The following is a 24,995-nucleotide window of genomic DNA, read 5'->3' on the forward strand; positions in this document are numbered from 1 at the left end:
CTAGCGGGTCAGGATGGTTGCTGCTGCTGTGCCCGGCGCGCCGTAGAGCTGAGCGAAACCCACCTTGGGTTGTCCGGGCACCTGGCGGTTACCGGCCTCACCGCGCAGCTGGCGCACCAGCTCGTGGATCTGACGCAGTCCCGACGCCCCGATCGGCTCGCCGTTGGCGATCAGCCCGCCGTCGGTGTTGACCGGCAATGACCCGGTGATCTCGGTTGCCCCGTCGGCCAGCAGCTTCTCCTGGTCGCCGTCGGCGCAGAAGCCGCACTCGGCCATGTGGATGATCTCGGCGCCGGCATCGGTGTCCTGCAACTGAATGACGTCGACGTCTTCGGGTGCGACACCGGCCTTTTCGAAGGCATCGCGGGCGGCGTACACCGTGGGCGCCACGTCTTCGGTGACCGGGGCGAAGGTGGTGTTCACCTCGTAGGCGCCGTAGCGCCGGGTGCGGACCTCCACCGCCCGCAGGTATACCGGCCTATCGGTGTAGCGGTGGGCGATGTCGGCGCGGCACATGACCACCGCCGCCGCGCCCTCGTCGGGTGCGCAGAACATGTACTGGGTCAACGGGTAGTTCAGCATCGCCGAGCCCAGGATGTCCTCCTCGGAGATCGGCTTGCGCCGGAACGCATTCGGGTTCAGCGCGCCGTTGCGGAAGTTCTTCGCCGCGACCTTGGCCAACGTCTGCCGGGAGATGCCGTGATCGTGTAGGTAGCGATTGGCCTTCATGCCGAAGAACTGGGTGGTCAGGTATTGGCCGTTCTCGGCGTACCACCGCGGCATCCCCACCAGAGCCGGGTCTTCGGTGAACGCGCCGCGCGGGTGTTTGTCCAGGCCGACGGCGATGCCGATGTCGTAGTCACCCAGCCGGATGCCGTCCGCGCAGACCTTGGCCGCACTGGCTGCGGTGGCGCACGCGTTGAACACGTTGGTGAACGGGATGCCCGACAGCCCGACCATCCCGACGATGGCGTCGGGGTTGGCCACCGTCCAGCTGCCGCCGGTCGCGGCCCCGATGTCCTTCCAGTCCACGCCGGCGTCGGCCACCGCGGCGAAGATGGCGTCGACTCCCATCGCCATCGCGGACTTGCCCTCGAATCGGCCGAACGGGTGCAGGCCGACACCGATGATCGCTACGTCATGAGTCATGGGATCGCGGTCTCCTATACCGGCCGGAAGGCGAAGGTGATGACCTCGTTGCCGTCGGCGTCGGAGGTGAACGGAATCATGACCAGCTCCACCGGCATGCCGAATTCCAGCTTGTCCGGATCGTTCTCGGTAAGGCGACCTTCGACCCGGATGACGTCGCCCAGCTGCACCAGACCGACACCGAACGGTACGAAGTCCGTACCGGTGGGACCCAGATACGGCGCCCCGGGCGGAAAGCCCTGAGTGGTCCAGGCCGCCAGGGTTCCGGTGCGCGGCAGCAGCTCCTGGCTCATCTGGTCGCCGCTGCAACTCGGGCAGCGCGGCTGGGCCGGGAACACCGTGGCAGCACAGGCGCCGCAGCGGCTGCCGATCAGCTGAGGGCTCGCCTCCGGCCATGTCGAAATGTCGGGTGCTAGCGCTTTCTGCATCGGTCCTCCGTTGACTCTGCGTTGGTGGCGGAAAAGGTCGAGTAGGCAGCGCCGTGGCCGCAGACTCAACGATGGTTAGGCGATATCGCCCGATTCTTTGAGCTTTTCGATGCGGTCCCAATCCATCCCGAGCTCCATCAGGACGATCTCGGTGTGCTCGGAGGCCTGTGGAGCACGCGTGGTCTCCAGCGGCTCGTGGTTGAACTGAACCGGGCCGCGGACCACCTTGAACGGCGGTCCGCCGTCACTGGGTTCGACCTCGGTGATCATGTCGTTGGCGATGGCCTGCTCGTCGGAGCCCAGATCGACCAGGCTCTGGAACGGCGCCCATTGACCCTTCATGGTCTTGAGGTGTTGGCGCCAGTACTCGAACGGCTTGGCGCCGATCGCGGCAACGATCAGTGCGCCGGCCGCCTCGGCGTTCTGCATCAGCGGCAGGACCTCGGCGAAGCGCGGGTCGTCGGCCGCCTCGGGAATCCCCAGGTGCTCGAAGGTGTCCCGGATGTAGCCGGTCGGGCTGACGATGCACAGATTGATGGTGCCGCCGTCGGAGGTCGTGTAGTTGCCCAGGAACGGGTTCGCGGGGGAGCCGCTCGGCCTGCGCGCCGGTCCCAGCTTCGCCTCTCCTTCGTCGAGCCTCGCTGAACCGCTCGGCCTGCGCGCCGGTCCCAGCTTCGCCTCTCCTTCGTCGAGCCTCGCTGAACCGCCGGATTCCGGCATCATCGCCCGCATGGTCTCGCCGGTGTCCATGCCCTGTGTCACGCTGGCACCGGCCGCCCACCATGCGGTGGACAGCAATGACACGTCGACCTCAAGCGCCTCGCCGGTGCGCTCGCGGTGCAGCAGCGCGGCGGCGATCCCGCCGGCGATGTTCATCCCACCGACGGAGTCGCCGAACGCGGGGATGCCCTGGGGCAGCGGCGCCCCGAGTTCCTCGGGACTCAGCGCGTGGCCTATCCCGCTGCGGGTCCAGAACGCGGTGCCGTCGAAGCCGCCGATGTCGCGCTCGGGGCCCTTGTCGCCGTAGGCACTGCCGCGGGCGTAAACGATGTTGGGGTTGGCGGCGCGGATGTGCTCGACGTCGAACTTGTTCTTCTGCCGCGCGCGCGGCAGATAGTTCGTCAAGAACACGTCCGCCGTTGCCGCCAGTTCGTAAAGGACCTGCTGCCCACCGGAAGTCGATATATCGATGCCGACGCTGCGCTTGCCCCGGTTGGGGTGCTCGATCAGCGGATGCCGGTCGGGGTTGAGCTCGAAACCGCCCATCCGGATGAACCCGCGCTGGGTGTCACCGCGCACCGGGTGCTCGACCTTGATCACGTCGGCGCCCCAGTCGGCAAGGATCGCGCCGGCCGCGGGCACGAAGGTGAACTGCGCGACTTCCAGCACCCGGAAGCCGTCCATGACTTTGATCAACTCAGCGCGCTCCTGCCGCCGTGTGAACCCCTCGAGAACCAATTGAAGTATTCTACTGTAATGGTTACGGTTGGGCATCCGAAAGGGGCGAGGTGAGAGACATCGGACGGCAGACCAGCAGCGTTGAGATCGGCGAACGGGCTGCTGTGGTGGCGGAGTCGCGCCTGCTGATCGACGGCAAACTGGTGGCAGCGGCCTCGGGCGCCCAGTTCGACAACCTCAGCCCGGCCACCGGCCGGCTGTTGGGAACCACGGCGGCCGCCGGCGCGAACGACATGAACCAGGCTATCGCCGCGGCCCGCCGTGCTTTCGATGACACCGATTGGTCGACCAACCGCGAACTGCGCAAGCGCTGCCTGGCGCAACTGCAGTCGGCGCTGGAGGCGGAGAAGGAAGAGCTGCGCACCGAGCTGATCGCCGAGGTCGGCTGCCCGGTGATGACGACCCAACTGGCACAGCTGGATTGGCCGCTCGTAGCTGGGCTGCGCTACCCGGGACGGTTGATCGACGAATTCGAGTGGGAGCGCCGACTCGACGGCGGCGGACTGTTCGGTGACCGCAACGTCCGCACCGTCGTCAAGGAGCCGGTCGGTGTGGTCGCGGCGATCACGCCGTCCAACTTTCCCATCGAGGTGATCCTCAACAAGCTGGGACCGGCCCTGGCGGCCGGCAACACCGTGGTGCTCAAGCCCGACCCGAACACCCCGTGGAACGCCACCCGGCTGGGGCGCCTGGTCGCTGAGCACACCGACATCCCGGCCGGGGTGGTCAACGTGGTGCCCACGCCGTCCAACGAGGTTGCCGGACTGCTGGGCACCGACCCTCGGGTCGACATGATCTCCTTCACCGGATCGACCACGGTCGGCAAGCTGCTGGCCCGCAGCAGCGCCGACACCATGAAGCGGACCTTCCTGGAGCTGGGCGGAAAGTCGGCGCTGATCGTGCTGGACGACGCCGACCCGGCCAAGGTGATCCCCGGTGCGGTAGGGGTGTGCGTGCACGCCGGGCAGGCCTGCGCGGCCACTACCCGGATGCTGGTGCACACCAGTATGTTCGACGAGTTGGTCGCCGCTGTCACCGCGGCCTTCGCGGCAGTGACCGTGGGCGATCCGGCGCTGCCGCAGACCCTGGTCGGCCCGCTGATCAGCGCCGCACAGAAGCAGCGAGTGCTCGACGCCTACGCCCAGGCCCGGCGCGACGGGGCCGAGATCACCACCGGCGGAGGCGAAGTCAACGGCCTTCCGGACGAGCTGGCGGGCGGGCACTACGTGCAGCCGACGGTGATCGTCGGGGTCGACAACAGCGCCGCCATCGCTAGGGAGGAAGTGTTCGGGCCGGTGGTGGTGATGCTGCCGTTCGGTGACGACGACGAGGCGGTGCGCATCGCCAACGACAGTGCCTACGGGCTGGCCGGCGCCGTGGTCTCGGCATCGAACGAGCGGGCACTGGCTGTGGCTCGCCGGATCCGGACCGGCGCGGTCGGCGTCAACGGCGGCATGTACTACGGAGCCGACGCGCCGTTCGGCGGCTACAAGAGCAGCGGCTGGGGCCGGCAGTGCGGGATCGAGGGGTTCTCGCAGTACTTGGAGACCAAGACAATCGGCTACCGCAAACCGCGTGGGGCGTAAGCCGTCACTTCTCGGTGAAGGTCACCGGCAGCGACCGCGGGGAGCGAAACGGCTGCCCGTAGATATGCGGGTTAGCGTCGGTCACCAGGGTGATCTCGTCGAGGCGTTCCAGCAGGGATTCCATCGCGACGCGCATCTCCATGCGGGCCAGATGCAGGCCCATGCAGGTGTGCTCGCCTGCGGCGAATGTGATGTGCGGAATCCACTTGCGGAAGATGTCGAATTCCTCCGGCCGCTCCCACCGGGCCTCGTCGCGGTTCGCCGACCCGATGCAGACGTCGACGACGGCGCCGGCGGGGACTTCGACGCCGGCCACGTCGGTGTCGCGGATGGCGGTGCGCTGCACCGTGGTCAGCGGCGTCTCGTAGCGCAGCCCCTCCTCGATCGCGGCGCCGATCAGATCGTGGTCGGCGCGCACCGCCGCGAACTGTTCGGGATGGGTGAGCAGCAGATACAGCAGGTTGCTGGTGGCCCGGTAGGTGGTCTCCAGGCCGGCCGGCAGCAGCAGGCGTAGAAACGAGAAGATCGCTTCGTCGGTGAGCTTTTCGCCATCGACCTCCGCGGTGACCAGGTCGCCGATGATGTCTTCGGTCGGCTGGGACTTGCGTTTGGCCATCTGGGCCAGGAAGTAGTCCTTCAATTCCGCTGAAGCGGCAAACGCCCGCTCGTAGTTGACGGTGTAGCTGATCAGCTCGATCGCCCGCTGGCGGAACCAGGGCAGGTCCTCTTCGGGCAAGCCCAACAGCTTGGCGATGACTCGGGTGGGGAACTCGAAGGTGAAGCCGGACACCAGATCGGTGGTACCGCCGCCGATGAACTCGTCGATCAGGGCGTTGCAGACCGGCCGGACCACCTCCGGCTCCCAGTGCACCAGTGATTTCCGTTTGAAGGCCGCCGAGACCAGATTGCGATGCTTGCGGTGTGGCTCGCCCTCCATCGCCAGGATCGTCGGTCCGATGAACAGCCCGATGGTGACGTCGTAGATGTGCGAGTTGAAGGAATCCGCCTCGCGGAAAACCTGATTCACGGCCTCGAAGGAGACCGCGGCGAATTGGGTCTTGGGCCGAAGCGATGCCGGAGTCTTGGAATAGTCCATGACCGTTCCGGGGAAGACTCCGAGTCCTTCTCGCTTGCTCCGGAAATACGGATAGGGGTTCTTCAGGTAGTCGGCCGGCTTGTCGAGTGCGGCAGTGATGTCGTCGACCTGACTCTCCACGGCTGATCTCCCGTCGGGTGTAGCTATATACTGTAATACTTACAGTAAATCACTGGGCGCGTGTTGCGCCAGCGTCAGGCCAGGCTGATCGGCATCCGCTTGATGCCGTGCACGAAGGTGCTCTGCAGGTATTCCGGCTCGCCGATCATGACTTCCGGCAGCCGGGTGAGCAGCTCGTAGAACAGGTGACGCAGCTCCATCCGAGCGACGTGGGTGCCCAGGCAGTAGTGCGCGCCGCCGCCGCCGAAGCCCAGGTGCGGGTTGGTGGCGCGGGTGAGGTCGAACTCATGCGGCCGGTCGAACACCGACTCGTCGCGGTTTGCCGAGCAGTAGTACAGCGCCACCTTCTCGCCGGCCTTGATCTCGGTCCCGGCGACCTCGGTGTCCACCACCGCGTGACGGGCGAAGGCGAGTACCGGTGTCGCCCATCGCACGAACTCCTCGACCGCCCCGCCGATCCGATTGTCGTAATCGGCCAGCAGCCAGGCGCGCTGCTCAGGATGTTCGATCAGGGCCTTGAAGGCGTGCGTGGTGGCCTGCTTGGTGGTGTCGTTGCCCGCAGAGCCCAGCAGCACCATGAATGAGCCGAGCTCGGAATCGGTGAGGCGGTGGCCGTCGACTTCGGCATTGACCAACTCGGTCATCAGGTCATCGTGCGGTTCGGCGCGGCGGCGCTGTGCCAGCTCGACGCCGGAGCCGGCCAGCACGCCCAGCTGCGTCATGACGTGCACGGCCCGCTCCTCCAGTGAGGCGTACTCGTCGTCGCTGCCACTGAACAGGCATTCGGCGGCGTAGGCGACCTTCTGCTGGTCGGCCGGGTCGATGCCGATCATGTCCGAGACCGTGCGCATCGGCAGTTGGCCCGAACAGCTTGCGACGAAGTCGATCTGGTCGCCGGTGCGCAACTGGGTCAACAGGTCGTCGACGATGATGCGGGAGTTGGCCTTGATCTGATCCTCGATGCGCCGGACCTGCCGCGGGGTGAATCCCGAACTGATGAGCTTGCGGTACCGAGTGTGATCGGGTGGGTCCATCGCCAGGAAGAACGTCATGTTGCGCTGGATCTCGGCCGGCATCGGGTCGACGCTGACGCCTTCGCTGGAACAGAACAGCTCTTCATGCTGGCTGATGAACTTGACGTCGGCATGGCGGGTCGCCGCCCAGTATCCGGTCTCCTGGTGGGGGAACACCGCGTCTATGGGCCGGTGCCAGGTCAGCCCCGGTTCGCCGCGCAGCGTCGCGAACGTCTCGTCCCGGGTCCGGAAGTCCTTGCCCCAGAACTCGGTTTCGGAGATGTCCAGGCGATGGTAGGGGTGCGGCGATACCGGTGTGGTCGGTGACGAATCCAGGGTCATGGTTTCCTCTCGGGGCGTTGGCCCTACGCGGTGATGGGGGTGCCGGCGGTGATCGAGGTGATGAACCCGCCGTCGACGAGAACGTCCTGGCCGGTGATCCATCCGGCGGCGGGGGAGCCCAGGAAGTCGATCACCGGCACGATGTCGTCGACGCCGGCATGCCGGCCGACGGTGGCGCGTACGGTGTCGAGCAGCTGTTTGCCCATCGACTGCTCGAAGTCGGGCAGGATCGGCGTTTCGACCGGGCCCGGGCTCACCGTGTTGATCCGTACGCCGTACTCGGCGTGGGCCGTTGCGGCTCGCCGCTTGGCGTACAGGATCATCGCCTGCTTGGAGGTGCTGTAGACCGGGTAGGTCGGGTCCTGGCCGGCCTGCCAGCGCAGGACGGCCTGCGCGTCCGTCGCTTCGAGTAGGTCGTTGAGCGCCGGGATGCGCTGCTCCCATCCGAGTGCCGCCGTCGATGCCACCGCGACCACCGACCCGCCGCGACGAAGCCGCGGTAGCAGGCCCTCGGTCATCAGGCGCATACCCAGGTAGTTCACCGTGAGTACGTCGGCAGTCGATGCGGTGCCCGGTAGGCCGGCGACGTGGGCCAGTAGGTCCCAGCCGTCGCCGATTCCGGCGGTGAACTCAGCGATGGCTGCCGGATCCCGCAGGTCGCAGCAGGCGTGTTGCGACGCCGGCGTGTGGTGGGCGCGCACGTCGACGGCGAGAACGAAATCTCCGCGCTCGTAGAAGTGCGCGGCGGTGGCGGCGCCGATTCCCGACCCCGCGCCCACGACCACGACCTTGCGCTGCGGGTTGGTCATCCTCGCCAGCCTTCTGGTGTACCCGAAAAGTCGACAGTAAGCACGACTGTAACGAATTCGGCGCGTGCGGACAATGCTACGGTTGCCCTTACCGGATAGCCGAAAGCTGCCTTGAGGAGCCGAGAATGAGCGCAACGGGCCAGGTCGTCGGGTTCGTGGGAGCCGGCAAGATGGGCGAACCGATGGTCGCGCGCCTGGTAGCCGCCGGCTATCGCGTGCAGGTGTACGCGCGCCGGCCCGAGGTGCGCCAGCGGCTCGCCGACGTCGGTGCCGTGCCGGTCGAGTCGGTCGCCGCGGCCGCCCGCAATGCCGGCGTCGTGATCAGCTGCCTGTTCTCCGACGCCCAACTGCTCGATGTCGCCACCGGCGCCGACGGCTTGCTTGCCCATGCCGACTCCAGCACAGTCGTGGTTTCCCACACCACCGGGACCGTGAGCACTTTGACCAAATTGGCGGCGGAGTTCCCGCACGGCCCGGTGCTGGTGGACGCTCCCGTGAGCGGCGGCGCTCATGACATCGAGGCCGGCAGGCTGACCGTGCTGCTCGGCGGCCCCGACGACGCGGTGGCCCGTGCGCAGCCGGTGCTGGCGTCCTATGCCGATCCGGTGATCACCACCGGGGGGCTGGGCACCGCGCTCAACCTCAAGCTGATCAACAACGTGCTGTTCGCCGCCAATGCGCAACTGGTCGCCGCCGCGGTCGAGCTGGGCAAGAGCCTCGGAGTGCGCGACACCAGCTTGTTCGAGGCACTGTCGCAATGCAGCGGCGGCAGCCGGGCCGCGGGGTATGTGCAGTCGGCCGGTGGTGTGGATAGCTTCGCCAAAGTCGTTGCGCCCTTTATGCGCAAGGATGTGGCGGCCTGCATCGAGGCCGCCGCGGATCGTGGCGTCGAACTGGGCCAGTTGCGTACCGTGGCCGAGAACGGGCCACTGGACCTGTCGTGACGGCCGAGCTGGCAAATCTGCTGGAGAAGCAGCGGCGGTCCTTCGTGGCCGACGGGCCGCCGGGCGCCGCGGTCCGGCGCGGCCGCATCGACCGGTTGCTCGCGATGGTGCTGGACAACGTCGACGCCTTCACCGAGGCGATGGCGCAGGACTTCGGCACCCGGTCGCGAGCGGCCTCATTGGCCACCGAGATGATCGGCATCGTCCCCGTGGTCGAGCACACCAGATCGCATGTCCGACAATGGATGCGGCCGGGCAAGTTGCTGCGTGCGGCCCGGCTGGTCGGGTTGTGTGCCGAGGTGCAGCCCAGCCCGCTCGGCGTGGTGGGAATCATCGGGCCGTGGAACTTCCCGCTGCAACTGGTGGTGGTGCCGGCGGCGGCAGCCTTCGCGGCGGGCAACCGGGTGATGGTCAAGATGTCCGAGATCACCTCGCACACCGCCGAGCTGATGGCGCAGCTGGCACCGAAGTACTTCGACGAGAGCGAGTTCGCCGTCGTCACCGGTGGCGCCGAGGTGGCGGCCGCGTTCGCCGGTCTGCCGTTCGACCACGTCTTCTTCACCGGTTCGCCATCGGTGGGTGCGCTGGTTCAGCGCGCCGCCGCGGACAACCTGGTCCCGGTGACCTTGGAACTGGGCGGGAAGAATCCCGTCGTGGTGGCGCCCGGCGCCGATATCGCGCGATCGGCGAAGCGGATCGCCTCGGCCCGCATGGTCAACGGCGGTCAGGTCTGCGTGTGTCCGGACTATGTTCTGGTGCCCGAGCGCGACATCGACGCATTTGTCGATGTCGCCCGGCAAACGTTGCGGGACATGTTCCCGACGATCCTGGCCAATGGCGACTACTGCTCAAGCGTCAACGAAGCCAACTTCGACCGGGTGCTGGCTCTGATCGACGACGCGCGCGACCGCGGTGCCGTGGTGGAGGCCGTCGAGCCGGATGGGGAGGCGCTGCCGGATCGAGCTTCCCGCAAGATCGCCCCCACCCTCGTGCGCGGCGTCGATGCGACCATGCGGATCGCCGACGAGGAGATCTTCGGTCCGGTGCTGATGGTGCAGGGCTATGGCACCCTCGATGAAGCGATCGAGACGATCAACGCGCGCCCCGCTCCGCTGGTCGCCTACTGGTTCGGTCCCGGCGGCAAGAGCTTCCGGGACTTCGTGCGGCGCACCCGAAGCGGTGGAGTGGCCCGCAACGATTTTGCGGCACAGATGATTCCGCCGGGGGCACCGTTCGGCGGGGTGGGCCGCAGCGGCATGGGCGCTTACCACGGCAAGGCGGGCTTTGACGCGTTCAGCCACTACCGGACCGTGGTGGGCTCCGACCTGCCGTTCAGCATGACCGGTAGTGCGGCGCCGCCGTTTCGACCCGCGATGCGCTTCTACGCCGATGCGATGCTGCGCTCGGCGCGCAACCGGACCCGCCGCCGGATCAAACGCGGCTGACGACGCTAGCCCTGCTCGGCCTGTTCGCGCGCCCACCGGTAGTCGGCCTTGCCGGCCGGGCTGCGCACGATCGTCGCCCGGAACACGACTGCCTTGGGCAGCTTGTAGCGGGCCAGTGACCCGCCGGCATGCTCGATGAGTTCGGCGGCCGTCACGGCGGCACCGTCGGCGAGGGCCACCACGGCCACCACCTCCTGGCCCCAGCGTTCACTGGGCCGGCCCGCGACCACCACGTCGACGACACTCGGATGCGACGCGAGCGCCGTCTCGACTTCCTCGGCGAAGATCTTCTCCCCACCGGAGTTGATCGTCACCGAATCCCGGCCGAGCAGCTCGATCGAACCGTCGTCCAGGTGCCGCGCCCGGTCGCCGGGAACCGCGAAGCGTGCCCCATCGATCACCGGGAACGTCGCCGCGGTCTTGGTTGCATCGCCCTTGTAGCCCAGAGGGACGTAGCCGCGCTGGCCGAGCCAGCCCAGGCCGTCGTGCCCGGGTTGCAGGACGGTCACCAGGTCCTCGGCCACCACGCAGGTGTCCGGTCCGCCGGCGAACGTTCCGGTGGACACGGCACCCGAGGTCGACATGTGACGCATCTGGGCGCCGGTCTCCGAGGAACCGACACCGTCGATCACCATCGCGCCGGGCAGGGTCTCGACGATCTGCTGCTTGACGTACGGCGTCAACAGGGCGCCGCCGTTGGCCACCACCAGCAGTGACGATACGTCGGCGGTGCCGTTGCGGATCGCGTCCAGTAGCGGCCGGGCCATCGCATCGCCGACCACGGTCACCGACAGCACTTTCTCGCGCTCAATGGCGCGTACCACGTCGTCGGCGTCGAAATGGTCCACAACCGAAGGGAAGACCAGGGTTTGGCCGGTGTTGATCGCGGTCATCACCGCCCACTGGGCGGCGCCGTGGATCAGCGGCGGCAGGATCATCAGCCTGATGCCCGGGTTCTCCCGAGCCGGCCCCACGATGTCGTCTATGGAGCTGACCTCTTCGGCGGTCATCAGGTTGCGGCCGCCGAACGAGCCCATGAAGATGTCGTGCTGACGCCAGAGCACGCCCTTGGGCATCCCGGTGGTGCCACCGGTGTAGAGCACATAGAGATCGTCGGGTGAGGGTTGCACCGGAGGCGGCTCCGGCGAGCTCTCCGCCAGCACCGTCTCGTAGTCGACCGCCCCGTCGAGCAGGGTGTTGCCGGAGTCGTCGGCGATCTGGATGAGCACTTTGAGCTGCGGCAGGTCGGGGAGTACTTCGGCCAAGGTGGGGGCGAACGCGGCGTGATACACCAGCGCGGTGGCGCCGGAATCAGCCAGCAGGTACGCCAATTCCTTGCGCACGTAGCGGTAGTTGACGTTGAACGGTGCCACCCGGGCCCGGAAGCTGCCCAGCAGGGTCTCGACGAACTCGTTGCCGTTGTAGGCGTAGATGCCCAACAAGTCCTGGCCGGTCTCGTGCGCGGACAGATCCGACCGCGGCGTGTGGCACCCCAGCCCGCGCGAGTGCAGGTAGGACGCCAGCCGGTTGGACCGCTCGAGGATCTGGGCATAGGTGTAGCGCCGGTCGCCCTGGACGATCATGTCGCGGTCGGGAATCGCCGCGGCCACCGCGTCGGTGACCTCGGGCACGGTGAACTGGGTCAGGGGTGCCACGTGTCCATCAGCTCCTGTGTGGTGGTGATCGTCGCCAGCAGCGACAGCGTGTTGTCGATGATGGCAGCACCGTACTCGGCCGGGACACCGGCCACCGCGTCGCGGGGCACCACCACGCGGTAAGCGGCGTTGACCGCGTCCATGACCAGGTTCGGGATGGCCACGTTCAGCGAGACCCCCACCGCGACAACGGTGGATACGCCCAGGTTGCGCAGGACTGCGTCCAGATCGGTTCCGCCCATCGGCCCGAGGCCGTGACAGCGGCTGAGCACCAGGTCAGACGGCTCCGGCCCGAACTCGGGCAGCAGGGTGGCACCGGCGCTGCCCGGATCGATGCGCACCGCGCGGCGGCCGGCGGCGAACAGTCGCGCGTTGTGGTTCGAGCCCAGGCCGTCCGGGCGGCGGTGCACCAGGCAGTGCACCACCGCAACGCCGGCCGACCGCGCCGCCGGCAGCAGCCGGCCGATGTTGGGCAGCGCCTCACGGCGCGCCTCGTCGGCGAGGGCCGCCAAGCCGGCGTCGGGTCCCACCACCGCGCCCTGCAGCTCCTGGGTGATGAGTGCGGTGTGCTCCGGCGCCACCAATTCCGCCAGTGTGGCGGTCATGCCGGCACATCGTAGAACTGTGTCGCCCACTTCCGCAGTGTCATAAACGGTTTCGCGTCGACCTTGGACAGTGCCGGATTCTGGATGTAGCGCTGGTAGCGCCAGATACCCAGATCGTCTTCGACGGTGGTCAGGAACTGCTTCTCGACACGCGCCCGGACGTCGTCCGGCGGCGCGTCGGAGTCGTCGCCGGGAACCCTCGGCCACCAGATCGAATAGAACAGGTCCGAGCGGCCCTCGTCGACCGGGGTGCAGGTGAAGATCAGCCGGTGCTGCTGCACGCCCTCGAAGATGCTGATCGCCCCGCCGAGCCCGAACAGGTGACTGTGGAAGCGCAACGCCATCTGTTCCGGGTCAGCCGCGCGCTCGTCGGGAAAACCGGCGACGAAGTGCCATTCCTGGCCGGCCATCTCCCAGTCGAGCAGTCTGGGCGTCACCGTCGCGTGGTGCACGTACTGGAAATGCGCGCTGTCAGCGGCATTCTCGGCGACGATCTGTGGATGGACCGGTTCGCTCTCCAGGCGTCGGGAGAATTCCGGGTAGGCCCGATAGTAGTCCTGCGGGCCGGCGGTGAACTGGGGAAACTTGCCGAAGATGTCGGGCATCTCCCAATGGGGTTCGGCGCAACGCCTTGTTCGGCCGGTCCGGCTGATAGGGGATGAATTTGTTGCAGCCGTCGGGCCCCCACTGCCAGCCGTGGAACGGGCACTCGACGCGGTCTTCGACCACCGTGCCGCCGTGGCCCAAGTGGGCGCCCATGTGCTTGCAGTGCGCCTCCATCACGTGCAGTTCACCGCCGGCGTCCCGGTAGGCGACCAGGTCCTCGCCGAAGTAATGCAGGGCCCGGGTCTCTCCGATGGCGAACTCCGGTGACCAGCCGATCATGAACCAGCCGGTGACCTTCCAGGTGAACGGAACCTTCATCGCATTTCCTCCCGCGGCATCCAACTGAATACCGTACCGTAAACCCATCGATAGATGTATCGGCAGGAATGGAGCGTGGTCATGGTCGGGTCCGACCGGGTTCTCGACGAACTGGGCTACTACCTGCTGGCCGGCGCCGGCGGGGAGGGCCCGGCCGCGCTGCTGGATGAAGCCCGCCGCGGCGAGGAACTCGGGTTCGGGACCGCGTTCATCTCCGAACGCTGGAACGTCAAGGAGGCGTCGTCGCTGGTCGGGGCGGCGTGCGCGGTCACCGACCGGATGCAGATCGCCACCGCGGCAACCAATCACAACACCCGCCATCCGTTGATCACCGCGTCATGGGCGACCACCATGCACCGACTGTCGCGGGGACGATTCACCCTGGGCATCGGCCGCGGCGTGGCTGCCCTGTACGCCGCGTTCGGGATCCCGAACGTCACCACCGCGCAGATGGCCGACTTCGCGCAGGTGATGCGCCGACTCTGGAAAGGCGAGGTGATCTTGGGCCACGACGGGCCGATCGGCCGCTATCAGGTGCTGTTCTTGGACCCGGACTTCCGCGAAGACATCCGGCTGGCGCTGGTGGCATTCGGGCCCAAGACCCTCGAGCTGGGTGGCGCATTGTTCGACGACGTCATCCTGCACACCTACTTCACCCCGGCTACCTTGCAGCGCAGCGTGAAAACGGTGAAGTACGCCGCGGAACGAGCCGGCCGCGACCCGGCGAGCGTGCGGGTGTGGTCGTGTTTCGCCACCGTGGGCGATCACCTGCCCGAGGAGTTGCGGCTGAAAAAGACCGTCGCGCGGCTGGCTACCTACCTACAGGGCTACGGCGATCTGCTGGTGCGCACCAACAACTGGGACCCGGCGGTGCTGCAGCGCTTCCGCGAAGACCCGGTGGTGACCTCGATCCCGGGCGGTATCGACCACAAGGCCACCGCCGAGCAGATCGAGCACATCGCGACGTTGATCCCCGGCGAGTGGCTGGAGCCGGCGGCCACCGGACCGGCGCGGCGCTGCGCGGAGCGTATCCGCGAGGAGTTCGACTACGGCGCCGACGCGGTGATCCTGCACGGGGCCACCCCTGACGAGCTGGAGCCGGTGGTCACCGCCTACCGCGACGTCGTGGGGTGAGCGTCAGTCCAGGCCGCCGCGGATCGCATCGAACGCCGCACCGAGAACCTGAGGCAACACCAGCGACTCATCTCCCAGCCAGCGTTCGTAGGCGCTGAGCGCCACCCCCAGCATCATCCACGCCACCGTCTGCGGCCGCAGGTCGTCGGGGTCGCAGCCCGCGCGGCGTGCCACGAACTCCGCGATGACGTTGCGCCAGCCGGCGTACATCGTCATCGAGTACGCCTGCAGCTCATCGGTCTGCAGGATCACCCGCATCCGCCGGCGATGGCGCGCCGTCTCACTCGCGTCGAAGGTGTTGAACGCCAACAATGCCGCGCGCAGCGCATCCCCGAGAGGTGCGGCGGGGTCGATGCCGTCCAGCAGTTCGCGCAGTTGTTGCAGGTGTGCGTCGAAGTCGCCCCACGGGATGGCGTTCTTCGAGGCGTAGTACCGGAATACCGTGCGCCGGCCGATGCCGGCGGCCTGCGCCACGTCGTCGACGCTCACCTCGCCGAATCCGCGGGCGGCGAACAGGTCGATGGCCACGTCGGTGATGTGCTGCGGGGTGGTGGAGCGCCGCCGCCCGGCGCGGGGGTGCGCATCCGGTGTACCGCCCATCTGACAGCCCCACTTCCTTTACGGCACTCGATGCCATATTCTGTCCGAGATTGTGACGGACACGACAGTCCGTTGTCGAACCCGAACGTGAGAAAGGCCCGCGTCATGGACCAGAACCAGCAGAACGAGACCGCAGCCGAGATCGTCACCGAGACCCTGGTCGAAGAGGTGTCCATCGACGGCATGTGCGGCGTCTACTGACCATGCCGGAGGTCGCCGTGGAGTCGGAGGCAACGGTGTTCGACCCCGACCGCGGCTGGGAGCTGCACCCGCAGGTGGCGCTCCGTCCGGAGCCGTTTGGTGCGCTGCTGTACCACTTCGGCACCCGCAAGTTGTCGTTTCTGAAGAACCGCACCATCGTCGAGGTGGTGCGGTCTCTGCCGGAGCACGACGATGTCCGATCCGCCTGCCGCGCAGCCGGAGTCGACGACGCCGACCAGGGTCCGTACCTACACGCGCTGCGCGTGTTGGCGGATTCGAAGATGCTGATGCCCAGGGAGGGCCAATGACATCCGTGGCACCGGTGCCCCGGCTGATCGAACAATTCGAGCACGGGCTTGACGCTCCGATCTGCCTGACGTGGGAGCTGACCTACGCCTGCAACCTGGCGTGCGTGCACTGCCTGTCCTCGTCGGGCAAGCGCGATCCCCGCGAGCTGTCCACGCAGCAATGCAAGGACATCATCGACGAGCTGGAACGCATGCAGGTGTTCTACGTCAACATCGGTGGCGGGGAACCCACTGTGCGCTCGGACTTTTGGGAGCTGGTGGACTACGCGACCGAGCACCACGTGGGGGTGAAGTTCTCCACCAACGGTCTGCGGATCACCCCCGAGGTGGCGGCCAAGCTGGCGGCCAGCGACTACGTCGACGTCCAGATCTCCCTGGACGGTGCCACCGCCGAGGTCAACGACCCGATCCGCGGCCCCGGCTCGTTCGACATGGCGATCCGCGCGCTGGAGAACCTGGCTGCGGCCGGATTCTCCGATGCCAAGATCTCGGTGGTTGCGACCCGCCACAACATCGACCAACTCGACGACTTCGCAGCGCTGGCCAGCCGCTATGGAGCCACGCTACGGATCACCCGACTGCGGCCGTCGGGCCGCGGCGCCGACGTGTGGGACGACCTGCACCCGACCGCCGGCCAGCAGGTCCAGCTCTATGACTGGCTGGTGGCCAACGGGGAACGCGTGTTGACCGGCGACTCCTTCTTCCACCTGTCCGGCCTGGGCGCGCCCGGTGCGCTCGCCGGGCTGAACATGTGTGGTGCCGGCCGAGTGGTGTGCCTGATCGACCCCGTCGGTGATGTCTACGCCTGCCCCTTCGCCATCCACGACCGCTTCCTGGCTGGAAACGTGCTGTCCGACGGCGGTTTCGACAACGTCTGGAAGAACGCCCCGCTGTTTCGTGAACTGCGCGAGCCGCAGTCCGCAGGGGCGTGTGGAAGCTGCGACCACTACGACAGCTGCCGGGGCGGCTGCATGGCCGCCAAGTTCTTCACCGGCCTGCCGCTGGACGGGCCCGATCCGGAATGTGTCCAGGGCTACGGCGCTCCCGCGCTGGCCGCTGATCGCACCAAGCCCCGTCCGGCCGCGGACCACTCCCGCGGCAAGCCGATCACCACTGTGGTGCCGTTGACGCTGTCCATGCGTCCGCCGGCCCGCCTCTGCAATGAAAGTCCAATCTGATCATGGCTCGTGATGTCTGGTTCGAAACTGTTGCCATTGCCCAGGAGCGAGCCAAGAAGCGGCTCCCGAAGTCCGCGTACTCCTCGCTGATCTCGGCCAGTGAAAAGGGCCTGACGGTCAGCGACAACGTGGCGGCATTCAGCGAACTGGGATTCGCACCGCACGTGGTGGGTGCGCCCGCCAGTCGCGAACTGTCGACAACGGTTATGGGGCAAGAGATCTCGATGCCGGTGATGATCTCGCCGACCGGCGTGCAGGCAGTCGACCCGGACGGCGAGGTGGCCGTTGCGCGAGCGGCGGCGGCGCGCGGAACCGCGATGGGCCTGTCGTCGTTTGCCAGCAAGCCGATGGAAGAGGTCATCGCCGCCAACCCCAAGACCTTCTTCCAGATCTACTGGCTGGGCGGACGCGACGCCATCGCCGAGCGGGCGGAGCGCGCCCGGGCGGCCGGGGCCGTCGGGATGATCGCGACCACCGACTGGAGCTTCTCGCACGGGCGGGACTGGGGCAGCCCCACCATCCCGGAGAAGATGGACCTCAAGACCATGGTCAAGATGATGCCTGAGGCTCTCACCAGGCCCGGATGGTTCCTGCGGTGGGCCAAGACCCTGCGACCGCCGAGCCTGCGGGTGCCCAACCAGGCGGGCCGCGGCGAGGCCGGTCCGCCGTTCTTCCAGGCCTACGGGGAATGGATGGGCACCCCTCCGCCCACCTGGGAAGACATCGCCTGGCTGCGTGAGCTGTGGGGCGGGCCGTTCATGCTCAAGGGCGTGATGCGGGTAGACGACGCGAAACGGGCTGTGGATGCCGGTGTTTCGGCGCTATCGGTCTCCAACCACGGCGGCAACAACCTGGACGGCACGCCCGCGGCGATCCGCGCCCTTCCTGCCATCGCCGAGGCGGTGGGCGACCAGATCGAGGTGTTGCTGGACGGTGGCATCCGGCGGGGCAGCGACGTCGTCAAGGCCGTGGCGCTGGGTGCGCGTGCGGTGATGATCGGCCGGGCATACCTGTGGGGTCTGGGCGCCGCCGGGCAACCCGGGGTGGAGAACGTCCTGGACATCCTCCGGGGCGGCATCGACTCGGCCCTGATGGGCCTGGGTCGGTCCTCGGTGCATGATCTGTCGCCGGACGACATCCTGATTCCGGCCGGATTCACCCGGGCGCTCGGCGTCCCGGCCGCCGAGGCCTAGTCGGAAGGCACAGGTCCGCCACTCGTCGGGTCGGCGCGCCCACCTGCTAAATCAGCGTCAGTTCTGATACGCCCGTGGCGGACGGGACGGACGTGATCACTCGAGAGCAGTCCGGGCCCCGGAGCGAAAAATTTACTTGGGTCGTACTCGTCAACAACTGGTGTACGACAGGTGAATTCGCTTACCATCGTCCGATGGCGGTTGGCGGCGAGCTCGGTAGTTCGACCTGGGACGAACTGCAGAACCAGCTACAGGGTCAGCTGCCGGAGCGGGGGATCAGGCTGCTGGTCCCGGTCGGGTCGACCGAGCAGCACGGCCCGCACCTACCGCTGGACACCGATACCCGGGTCGCACAGGCGCTCGCTCAGCGGTTGGCCGAACGGTTGGCAGCAGCCGCGACGGGGCACGGCTGGACGGTCGCGCCGGCCATTGCCTACGGCGCCAGTGGCGAGCATCAGAGCTTTGCCGGCACCATCTCGATCGGCACCGAGGCGCTGACCCAAATGTTGCTGGAGTACGGGCGCTCCGCCTGCTGCTGGGCGCAGCGGGTGGTCTTCGTCAACGGCCACGGCGGCAATGTGCCCGCATTGGTCGAGGCGGTAGGCCGGCTGCGGTTCGAAGGCCGCGACGTGGGCTGGCTTCCGTGCGCCGCCCCGGATGCTGACGCCCACGCCGGACACACCGAAACGTCTCTGCTGCTGCATCTTTCGCCGGAAATTGTCCGGTTCGACCGGGCTCGGCCGGGTAACAGCGCACCGTTGGCGCAGCTGCTTCCCGCGATGCGCGACGGCGGGGTCGGGGCAGTGAGCGCCGTCGGGGTGCTGGGCGACCCGACCACCGCCACCGCCGGCGAAGGGCAGCGGCTCTTCGCCGAGATGGTCGACGCCGGCCTGGCGGCCGTTGATACCTGGGCACCCGGGGCGAACGGGATGCTGCGGTGACCGCGGCCCGGCTGCCTGACGGCTTCGCCGTGCAGGTCGACCGGAAGGTACGCGTCCTGGGACGCGGATCCACACTGTTGGGCGGGTCGCCGACCCGGCTGCTGCGGCTGGCGCCGGCCGCCCAGGGGATGTTGTCCGACGGTCGTCTGGAGGTACGTGACGCGGTCAGTGCGCAGCTGGCCCGTACCCTTTTGGATGCCACCGTTGCCCATCCGCGGCCAGCCGGCGGGCCATCGTATCGAGACGTGACGGTCGTTATTCCGGTGCGGGACAATGTCATCGGGTTGCAACGGCTGATTGCGGCACTGCGTGGCCTGCGGGTCGTGGTGGTGGACGACGGGTCGCAGGTTCCGATCTGCCGGGAGGATTTGACCGCAGCGCACTGCTGCGAGGTGCAGGTGCTGCGCCACCCGGAGAGCCGGGGGCCGGCGGCCGCGCGCAACACCGGGTTGATGGCCTGCACGACGAATTTCGTGGCGTTCCTGGATTCCGATGTGGTGCCGCGTCGGGGCTGGCTGGAGGCCCTGCTGGGGCACTTCTGCGACCCGGCGGTAGCCCTGGTAGCCCCCCGGATCGTCGGTATGGCCGACAGCGGACACCTGGTCGCGCGGTATGAGTCCATGCGTTCGTCGCTGGACCTGGGTGGCTGCGAGGCGCCCGTGGTGCCCTACGGCAAGGTCGCCTACGTCCCCAGCGCGGCGATCATCTGCCGCTCCACGGCGCTGCGGGAGCTGGGCGGCTTCGACGAAGCGCTGCATTCCGGTGAAGACGTCGACCTGTGCTGGCGATTGGTGGATGCGGGCAGCAGGCTGCGCTATGAGCCGATTGCGCAGGTCGCCCACGATCACCGGGTGGAGCTGCGGGATTGGGTGGCGCGCAAGGCTTTTTACGGGGGATCGGCGGCACCGCTGTCGGCCCGCCACCCGGACAAGGCCGCGCCCATGGTGATCTCCGGCTGGGCGCTGGCAGGCTGGGCGCTGATGGCGCTCGGCTCGGCGTTGGGCTATCTGGTCTCCTTGACCATCGCCGCGCTGACCGGGCACCGGGTGGCCCGGTCCATGCGGGGCCCCGACACTGCGCCGGCCGATGTGCTGATGGTGACGTTGCGCGGACTGGCGAGCGCCGGGCTGCAGATCGCCTCGGCGCTGTGCCGGCACTACTGGCCCGTCGCGCTGCTGGCCGCGTGCGTGTCACAGCGCTGCCGCAGGGCGCTGCTGCTGGCGGCGGTCGCCGACGGAGTGGTGGATTGGCTGCGGCACGCGCGCAGTGAGGACGATTCCCGGCCACTGGGGCTGCCGGCCTATCTGCTGCTGAAGCGGGTGGACGATCTGGCCTACGGTGCCGGCCTGTGGAGCGGTGTGGTGCGTGAACGCAACCTTGCCGCACTCAGGCCGCAGATTCGCAGCTAGGCCGCCTTGACCGTTCCGGTGGTACACAGCGATGCGCTGGTGGTGGGGGCTGGAAGCGCGGGATCGATTGTCGCGGCAACGCTCTCGTCGGATCCTTCGTGCACGGTCACGGTGGTGGAATCGGGTCCAGGTCTGGGGGATCCGGTGGTGGCTGCGCAGACCGCCGACGCGATGACATTGCCGATCGGCCCGGCCAGCCGGCTGGTGCATCGGTACCGTGCCGAGCTGATCAGCAGGGCCGACAACGCGGTGACGATAGTGCGTGGTGCCACCTTCGGCGGATCCGGCGCGGTCAACGGGGGGTACTTCTGCCGGGGGCTTCCGGCCGACTTCGCCGGCTACCCTGCGGGTTGGGCGTGGCCGCAGCTGCTGGAGTCGTTTCGGGCCGTCGAGACCGATCTTGACTTCCACGGCCCGCAACACGGCGACACCGGCCCCATACCCGTCCGACGGACTCGTGAAATGTGCGATAGCACAAAACGATTCAATGATTCCGTGCAGCGATCAGGGTTCGGTTGGATCGACGATCTCAACGACGCGACGCTGACGACACGATCCGGCGCGGGTGCCGTCCCACTCAACGTGACTGTCGAGGGCGTGCGCACCGGACCGGGTATGGCGTACCTGCGGCCCGCGCTGTCGCGCGAGAACCTCACTGTCCTGACGCAGACCCGGGCGGTCCGTGTCACCATCGAAGCTGATCGAGCCATAGCCGTGGAAGCGATCGGTGAGCAGGGCCCCATCACGCTTACTGCGGATCGGATCGTGTTGTGCGCCGGGGCGATCGGATCGGCACACCTGTTGATGTTGTCCGGTGTCGGTGGAGAGGTCATGCTGCGCGATGCAGGTGTCGCGGTAAAGGCAGCGCTTCCGGTCGGCGCGCACTGTGCGGATCACCCGGAATGGCTGGTGGCAGCGCCATGGCCGGGCACGCCCGGCCGCCCGGTGCTGGAAGCAGTGCTGCACCACGAGGACGTGGAGATTCGGCCCTACACCGCCGGTTTCGCCGCGATGGTCGGTGAAGTCGACACGCCCGATCAGCCGCAGATCGGGGTAGCGCTGATGACTCCGCGAGCCCGCGGGCGGATAAGCCTGGTCTCGGCGGACCCGCACGTACCACCGCGCATCGAACACCGCTATGACACCGAGCCGGCGGATATGGCGGCGTTGCGCCGCGGCGTGGACCTGGTCGATCAGATTGTGGGCGTGAAAGATGTTGGTGCAGAGCCGCGTTGGTCGACATCACAACACCTGTGCGGTAGTGCGCCGATCGGCGGTGACGGCGACCGGGATGCGGTGCTCGATGCGCAGTGCCGGGTGCGTGGCGTCGACGGCCTGTGGGTGATCGACGGCTCGGCGCTGCCCCGGATCACCAGCCGCGGACCGCACGCGACCATCGCGATGCTGGCGCACCGGGCCGCGGTACTGCTCTGCGGTCAGGACCGCAGCCGGTAGCGGATCGGCAGGTGCTTGAGGCCGCCGACGAACGTCGTCGACGCCAGCTGAGGCTCGCCGGCGAGCTCGATGGCGTCCAGCCGCGGCAACAAGGCGCTGAAGAAACTGCTGATCTCCATGCGCGCCAGGGCGGAGCCCACACAGAAGTGCACTCCGTGCCCGAATGCCAGATGCTTGTTCGGGTCGCGCCCGACGTCGAAGGCGAACGGGTCGTCGAAGACGTCCTCGTCGCGGTTGGCCGAAACATAGGACAGATAGACGGATTCGCCCTCCGCGATCGGTACGCCGCGCACCGCGGTGTCGGCGGTGGCGGTGCGCATGAACTCCTTGACCGGCGTCACCCAGCGGATGATCTCCTCGACCGCGGTCGGCATGAGCCGCAGGTCGGCACGCAGCCGCTCCCGCTGATCCGGGTGTTCGATGAGTGCCCGCAGGCCGCCGCCGATCGCAGCGCTGGTGGTGTCGTGGCCGGCGGTGGCGATGATGACGTAGTAGGAAGCCGTATCCACATCCGACAGCGGTGCGCCGTCGATGGTCGCGTTGGCGATCGTGGAGGCCAGATCGTCGGTTGGTTGGGCGCGCCGCGCCGCGGTCAGCGCCCCGAAGTAGGAGAAGAAGTCGAGCAGCACCGGCAGCTGCTCCTCGGGAGTCAAGCCGCGGCGGTACTCCTCGTCGTCGCCGCCGAACAGTTCCTGGGTCAGCCGCAGCATGCGACCGAAGTCCGTCTCCGGCAGGCCCAGCAGCGACATGATGACGAACAGCGGGTAGTTGACCGCGACCTCCTGCACGAAATCGCACTCCGGGCCGAGCTGCACCATCTTCTCGACGTAGCGATGGGCGAGCTCGTCGATGCGGGTCTTGAGCATCCGCATCGCCTTGGGGCGGAACCAGTCTGAGACGATGGTGCGCATCTTGTGGTGTTGCGGATCGTCCATGTGGATCAGGGTCCGCAGCCCCATTCCGGACTCGAGCAGGGAGCGCTGAAGGTCGTCGGCGTCGGCGGGCGCCAGCACGGGCCGCGGCGCGTTGATCCACAGCACGTTGTCACGCTCGATCTCCATGATGTCGGCGTGGCGGGTGATGGCCCAGAACGGGCGGTAGGGCCGATGGTCGACCAGGGACACCGGTGCGTGTGCGCGCAGGTGGGTCAGGGCCGCGTGCAACCGAGGTTCGTCGGCGTAGGCGCTGGGGTCGACGAACACCTGGGCGGCCTGGTCGATGATCGGTGTACTCATACCCTGCTCCTAGTCCCCATTTTTGACACGTGTCAGGTTTGGGTCCAGTGTTGCGGATCGTCGGCCGTCGTGGCGGCGCTTTGGGTTGATTCGGGCCGATTAGGCTCTTCGGTCATGTCGATCGGATCGTGCCGCTGGCCTCGCAGGGTCGGCGCCGTTGTGCTGGCGCTGACTGCGGTGTTGGCAGCCGGGTGCGCGCGCTCGGACGGCGCGGCGTCCCACTCGAGCGTGGGCCCTCGCGCGGTCGCGCTCAATGCCGACGTGGTGCGGACCGGATCCGGGCTGTTGAAAGGCACCGTCGGGCCGGATCACCGGCTGTTTCAAGGGATCCCGTACGCCGCTCCGCCGGTTGGGCCGCTGCGGTGGCAGCCGCCGGCGCCGATGCCGGCATGGCCCGGTGTGCGTGACGCGGTCAAGCGTGGACCCTGGTGCGTTCAGCCGGATGCCGCCGACGTGGATCCGATCAGCGAAGACTGCCTGACGCTCAACGTGTGGACGCCGACCGGCTCGGCCGCCGAGCCGCTGCCGGTCATGGTGTGGATCCACGGCGGAAGTTTCATGCGGGGCGCCGGCGACATCTACCACGCGCAACGGCTTGCCGTCCGCGGACGCATCATCGTCGTCACCATCAACTACCGGCTGGGCGCGCTCGGATTCCTGGCCGACCCCGCGCTGGGGAACCCCGGCAATTACGGGCTGGCCGATCAGCAGGCGGCGCTGCGCTGGGTTCGCGACAACATCGACGAATTCGGCGGCGACCCGGACAAGGTGACCATCGCCGGTGAGTCCGCCGGCGGCATGTCGGTCTGTGACCACCTGGCTGCCCCGGATTCGGCGGGCCTGTTCCGGGCCGCGATCATTCAAAGCGGCCCGTGTCAGGCCCAGGTCGAGGTGCCCGACGCGCAGCGGATCAGCCGCGAATACACCGAATCCCTGGGGTGCGGCGACCGGGCCACCGCGCCGCAGGACCCCGATGAGCAGATCGCGTCGTGCCTGCGGGCGTTGCCGCCCGACCGGCTGGCCAAGCCGCTGTGGTACTCACGGTTCGGCACCGATCACCTCAGCGGCCCGGTGATCGGAACCGCGCTGCTGCCCAAGGATCCGGTGCGGGTGTTCCGGGAACCTCCGGGCGAGGGCGGCCCCGCGGGTAAGCCGGTACTGCTCGGGGTCAACCGGGACGAGTTCGCACTGTTCGTCGCGCTGCGGTATCTACGCGTCGGGCAGGAGATCACCGCCGCGGAATACCCCGACGAACTCGGCGACACGTTCGGACGTGACTCCGCCGCCGCGGTGGCCGAGCACTATCCGCCGGGCCGGTTCGCCGGCAGCGTCTCGCTGGCCTATGCCGCCGCCGCTACCGACGACATCTTCGCCTGCCTGGCCGACCGGATGGCCCGCGGCCTGGTCGCCGGCGCGCCGGTGTACGGCTATGAATTCGACGACCCGCACGCGCCCGCCCCGGAGTTGTTCGACCAGGTGCCCTTCCCGATCGGCGCCACGCACTCGCTGGAGATGCGCTACCTCTTCGATATCGGTGGTGCCCCGCCGCTCGATCCCGCGCAGCGCCGGTTGTCCGACCAGATGATCGAGTACTGGACCGGGTTCGTCGTGACCGGTGCACCGATCGCCGTCGACCAACCTGACTGGCCCGCTATCGGAAACGGGCCCGACCGGCGGTGGATGTCACTGCGCACCGACGGCAGCCGGATGATCACCGACTACGCCGCCGCGCATCAGTGCGACTTCTGGGCGACGGTGCGGAGCTGA

Annotated in this window: 22 protein-coding genes and 1 pseudogene; 12 read left to right on the top strand and 11 right to left on the bottom strand. The window is 67.9% G+C overall.

The genetic code is table 11. The annotated features are described in order from the left end of the window. The 3 genes from ACJH5R_RS09195 to ACJH5R_RS09205 form a co-directional block, all read right to left on the bottom strand. Entirely contained in the window at window positions 1–1,149 is a 1,149-nt protein-coding gene (locus ACJH5R_RS09195; RefSeq protein WP_406781787.1) for a thiolase family protein, read from the bottom strand. Between the two features lie 14 nt (window positions 1,150–1,163). Beyond that, entirely contained in the window at window positions 1,164–1,577 is a 414-nt protein-coding gene (locus ACJH5R_RS09200) for a Zn-ribbon domain-containing OB-fold protein (RefSeq protein ID WP_406781788.1), read from the bottom strand. 75 nt (window positions 1,578–1,652) lie between these two features. Continuing rightward, complete coding sequence (locus ACJH5R_RS09205) at window positions 1,653–2,981, bottom strand: CaiB/BaiF CoA transferase family protein (protein WP_406781851.1); 1,329 nt, start codon at window positions 2,979–2,981, stop codon at window positions 1,653–1,655. Between the two features lie 104 nt (window positions 2,982–3,085). On the opposite strand from ACJH5R_RS09205, the gene ACJH5R_RS09210 reads away from it, so the two are divergent. Continuing rightward, window positions 3,086–4,621 (top strand): aldehyde dehydrogenase family protein, encoded by a 1,536-nt coding sequence (locus tag ACJH5R_RS09210; protein WP_406781789.1) that lies wholly within the window; start codon window positions 3,086–3,088, stop codon window positions 4,619–4,621. 4 nt (window positions 4,622–4,625) lie between these two features. Here ACJH5R_RS09210 and ACJH5R_RS09215 read toward each other — a convergent pair whose 3' ends face one another. From ACJH5R_RS09215 to ACJH5R_RS09225, 3 genes are all read right to left on the bottom strand, one after another. Then, window positions 4,626–5,837, bottom strand: coding sequence for a cytochrome P450 (locus ACJH5R_RS09215; RefSeq protein WP_406781790.1), 1,212 nt, complete (start codon window positions 5,835–5,837; stop codon window positions 4,626–4,628). A gap of 74 nt (window positions 5,838–5,911) precedes the next feature. Further along, window positions 5,912–7,192: a cytochrome P450 gene (locus tag ACJH5R_RS09220; RefSeq protein WP_406781791.1), complete on the bottom strand. Its 1,281-nt coding sequence runs from the start codon at window positions 7,190–7,192 to the stop codon at window positions 5,912–5,914. 23 nt (window positions 7,193–7,215) lie between these two features. Beyond that, window positions 7,216–8,001, bottom strand: coding sequence for an SDR family oxidoreductase (locus ACJH5R_RS09225; protein WP_406757780.1), 786 nt, complete (start codon window positions 7,999–8,001; stop codon window positions 7,216–7,218). A gap of 125 nt (window positions 8,002–8,126) precedes the next feature. Between ACJH5R_RS09225 and ACJH5R_RS09230 the strand changes: the two genes are divergently transcribed. Together ACJH5R_RS09230 and ACJH5R_RS09235 are read left to right on the top strand one after the other, a co-directional pair. Beyond that, entirely contained in the window at window positions 8,127–8,945 is an 819-nt protein-coding gene (locus ACJH5R_RS09230) for an NAD(P)-dependent oxidoreductase (protein ID WP_406757779.1), read from the top strand. A gap of 17 nt (window positions 8,946–8,962) precedes the next feature. Then, window positions 8,963–10,390, top strand: coding sequence for an aldehyde dehydrogenase family protein (locus tag ACJH5R_RS09235; RefSeq protein ID WP_406757925.1), 1,428 nt, complete (start codon window positions 8,963–8,965; stop codon window positions 10,388–10,390). Window positions 10,391–10,395: 5 nt separating this feature from the next. On the opposite strand, the gene ACJH5R_RS09240 is transcribed toward ACJH5R_RS09235, so the two are convergent. The 3 genes and pseudogenes from ACJH5R_RS09240 to ACJH5R_RS09250 all read right to left on the bottom strand — a co-directional run bounded on the left by ACJH5R_RS09240 (window position 10,396) and on the right by ACJH5R_RS09250 (window position 13,574). Beyond that, window positions 10,396–12,045 carry an acyl-CoA synthetase gene (locus ACJH5R_RS09240; protein WP_406781792.1) on the bottom strand — a complete coding sequence of 550 codons (1,650 nt, stop codon included), beginning with the start codon at window positions 12,043–12,045 and terminating at the stop codon, window positions 10,396–10,398. Further along, window positions 12,033–12,650 carry a cysteine hydrolase gene (locus tag ACJH5R_RS09245; protein ID WP_406781793.1) on the bottom strand — a complete coding sequence of 206 codons (618 nt, stop codon included), beginning with the start codon at window positions 12,648–12,650 and terminating at the stop codon, window positions 12,033–12,035. Before ACJH5R_RS09245 ends, ACJH5R_RS09240 begins: the two co-directional genes overlap by 13 nt. Continuing rightward, window positions 12,647–13,574: pseudogene (locus tag ACJH5R_RS09250) on the bottom strand (Rieske 2Fe-2S domain-containing protein). Before ACJH5R_RS09250 ends, ACJH5R_RS09245 begins: the two are co-directional and overlap by 4 nt. 81 nt (window positions 13,575–13,655) lie before the next feature. Between ACJH5R_RS09250 and ACJH5R_RS09255 the strand changes: the two are divergent. Continuing rightward, on the top strand, window positions 13,656–14,708 hold the full coding sequence (locus ACJH5R_RS09255; RefSeq protein WP_406781794.1) for a TIGR03857 family LLM class F420-dependent oxidoreductase: 1,053 nt from the start codon (window positions 13,656–13,658) through the stop codon (window positions 14,706–14,708). Window positions 14,709–14,711: 3 nt separating this feature from the next. Here the strand turns inward: ACJH5R_RS09255 and mftR are convergent, their stop codons facing one another. Further along, window positions 14,712–15,308 carry a mycofactocin system transcriptional regulator gene (mftR, locus tag ACJH5R_RS09260; RefSeq protein WP_406781795.1) on the bottom strand — a complete coding sequence of 199 codons (597 nt, stop codon included), beginning with the start codon at window positions 15,306–15,308 and terminating at the stop codon, window positions 14,712–14,714. A 105-nt stretch (window positions 15,309–15,413) separates the two neighbouring features. Here mftR and mftA point away from each other — a divergent pair, with 105 nt between their 5' ends. The 7 genes from mftA (at window position 15,414) to mftG (ending at window position 21,993) form a co-directional block, all read left to right on the top strand. Then, window positions 15,414–15,509, top strand: coding sequence for a mycofactocin precursor MftA (gene mftA, locus ACJH5R_RS09265; protein ID WP_406757773.1), 96 nt, complete (start codon window positions 15,414–15,416; stop codon window positions 15,507–15,509). Window positions 15,510–15,511: 2 nt separating this feature from the next. Further along, a complete protein-coding gene (gene mftB, locus ACJH5R_RS09270; protein ID WP_406757772.1) occupies window positions 15,512–15,817 on the top strand; it encodes a mycofactocin biosynthesis chaperone MftB in 306 nt (101 codons plus the stop codon). Further along, on the top strand, window positions 15,814–16,995 hold the full coding sequence (gene mftC / locus ACJH5R_RS09275) for a mycofactocin radical SAM maturase (RefSeq protein WP_406781796.1): 1,182 nt from the start codon (window positions 15,814–15,816) through the stop codon (window positions 16,993–16,995). The genes mftB and mftC overlap by 4 nt, the downstream gene beginning before the upstream one ends. 2 nt (window positions 16,996–16,997) lie before the next feature. Next, entirely contained in the window at window positions 16,998–18,188 is a 1,191-nt protein-coding gene (mftD, locus tag ACJH5R_RS09280; protein ID WP_406781797.1) for a pre-mycofactocin synthase MftD, read from the top strand. Window positions 18,189–18,382: 194 nt separating this feature from the next. After that, window positions 18,383–19,129 (top strand): mycofactocin biosynthesis peptidyl-dipeptidase MftE, encoded by a 747-nt coding sequence (gene mftE, locus ACJH5R_RS09285; RefSeq protein ID WP_406781798.1) that lies wholly within the window; start codon window positions 18,383–18,385, stop codon window positions 19,127–19,129. Next, window positions 19,126–20,538: a mycofactocin biosynthesis glycosyltransferase MftF gene (mftF, locus tag ACJH5R_RS09290; RefSeq protein ID WP_406781799.1), complete on the top strand. Its 1,413-nt coding sequence runs from the start codon at window positions 19,126–19,128 to the stop codon at window positions 20,536–20,538. The genes mftE and mftF overlap by 4 nt, the downstream gene beginning before the upstream one ends. Before the next feature lie 6 nt (window positions 20,539–20,544). Beyond that, entirely contained in the window at window positions 20,545–21,993 is a 1,449-nt protein-coding gene (gene mftG / locus ACJH5R_RS09295) for a mycofactocin system GMC family oxidoreductase MftG (RefSeq protein WP_406757767.1), read from the top strand. Here the strand turns inward: mftG and ACJH5R_RS09300 are convergent. Further along, on the bottom strand, window positions 21,975–23,228 hold the full coding sequence (locus ACJH5R_RS09300) for a cytochrome P450 (RefSeq protein ID WP_406757766.1): 1,254 nt from the start codon (window positions 23,226–23,228) through the stop codon (window positions 21,975–21,977). The two genes, mftG and ACJH5R_RS09300, sit on opposite strands and share 19 nt — an antisense overlap. Before the next feature lie 114 nt (window positions 23,229–23,342). Between ACJH5R_RS09300 and ACJH5R_RS09305 the strand changes: the two genes are divergently transcribed. Then, window positions 23,343–24,995, top strand: a complete 1,653-nt coding sequence (locus ACJH5R_RS09305; protein WP_406757765.1) for a carboxylesterase/lipase family protein — start codon at window positions 23,343–23,345, stop codon at window positions 24,993–24,995.

The sequence above is a fragment of the Mycobacterium sp. SMC-19 genome (genome assembly GCF_045310815.1).
In the GTDB taxonomy this organism is placed as follows: domain Bacteria; phylum Actinomycetota; class Actinomycetes; order Mycobacteriales; family Mycobacteriaceae; genus Mycobacterium.

What these genes read in the sequence shown, in the direction of transcription:
- ACJH5R_RS09195 (WP_406781787.1), bottom strand. Translation starts at nt 1,149, where the DNA reads ATGACTCATGACGTAGCGATCATCGGTGTCGGCCTGCACCCGTTCGGC.
- mftC (WP_406781796.1), top strand. Translation starts at nt 15,814, where the DNA reads ATGACATCCGTGGCACCGGTGCCCCGGCTGATCGAACAATTCGAGCAC.
- mftE (WP_406781798.1), top strand. Translation starts at nt 18,383, where the DNA reads ATGGCGGTTGGCGGCGAGCTCGGTAGTTCGACCTGGGACGAACTGCAG.
- ACJH5R_RS09230 (WP_406757779.1), top strand. Translation starts at nt 8,127, where the DNA reads ATGAGCGCAACGGGCCAGGTCGTCGGGTTCGTGGGAGCCGGCAAGATG.
- mftA (WP_406757773.1), top strand. Translation starts at nt 15,414, where the DNA reads ATGGACCAGAACCAGCAGAACGAGACCGCAGCCGAGATCGTCACCGAG.
- ACJH5R_RS09305 (WP_406757765.1), top strand. Translation starts at nt 23,343, where the DNA reads ATGTCGATCGGATCGTGCCGCTGGCCTCGCAGGGTCGGCGCCGTTGTG.
- mftB (WP_406757772.1), top strand. Translation starts at nt 15,512, where the DNA reads ATGCCGGAGGTCGCCGTGGAGTCGGAGGCAACGGTGTTCGACCCCGAC.
- ACJH5R_RS09245 (WP_406781793.1), bottom strand. Translation starts at nt 12,650, where the DNA reads ATGACCGCCACACTGGCGGAATTGGTGGCGCCGGAGCACACCGCACTC.
- ACJH5R_RS09205 (WP_406781851.1), bottom strand. Translation starts at nt 2,981, where the DNA reads ATGGACGGCTTCCGGGTGCTGGAAGTCGCGCAGTTCACCTTCGTGCCC.
- ACJH5R_RS09220 (WP_406781791.1), bottom strand. Translation starts at nt 7,192, where the DNA reads ATGACCCTGGATTCGTCACCGACCACACCGGTATCGCCGCACCCCTAC.
- ACJH5R_RS09300 (WP_406757766.1), bottom strand. Translation starts at nt 23,228, where the DNA reads ATGAGTACACCGATCATCGACCAGGCCGCCCAGGTGTTCGTCGACCCC.
- ACJH5R_RS09225 (WP_406757780.1), bottom strand. Translation starts at nt 8,001, where the DNA reads ATGACCAACCCGCAGCGCAAGGTCGTGGTCGTGGGCGCGGGGTCGGGA.
- mftR (WP_406781795.1), bottom strand. Translation starts at nt 15,308, where the DNA reads ATGGGCGGTACACCGGATGCGCACCCCCGCGCCGGGCGGCGGCGCTCC.
- ACJH5R_RS09255 (WP_406781794.1), top strand. Translation starts at nt 13,656, where the DNA reads ATGGTCGGGTCCGACCGGGTTCTCGACGAACTGGGCTACTACCTGCTG.
- mftD (WP_406781797.1), top strand. Translation starts at nt 16,998, where the DNA reads ATGGCTCGTGATGTCTGGTTCGAAACTGTTGCCATTGCCCAGGAGCGA.
- ACJH5R_RS09200 (WP_406781788.1), bottom strand. Translation starts at nt 1,577, where the DNA reads ATGCAGAAAGCGCTAGCACCCGACATTTCGACATGGCCGGAGGCGAGC.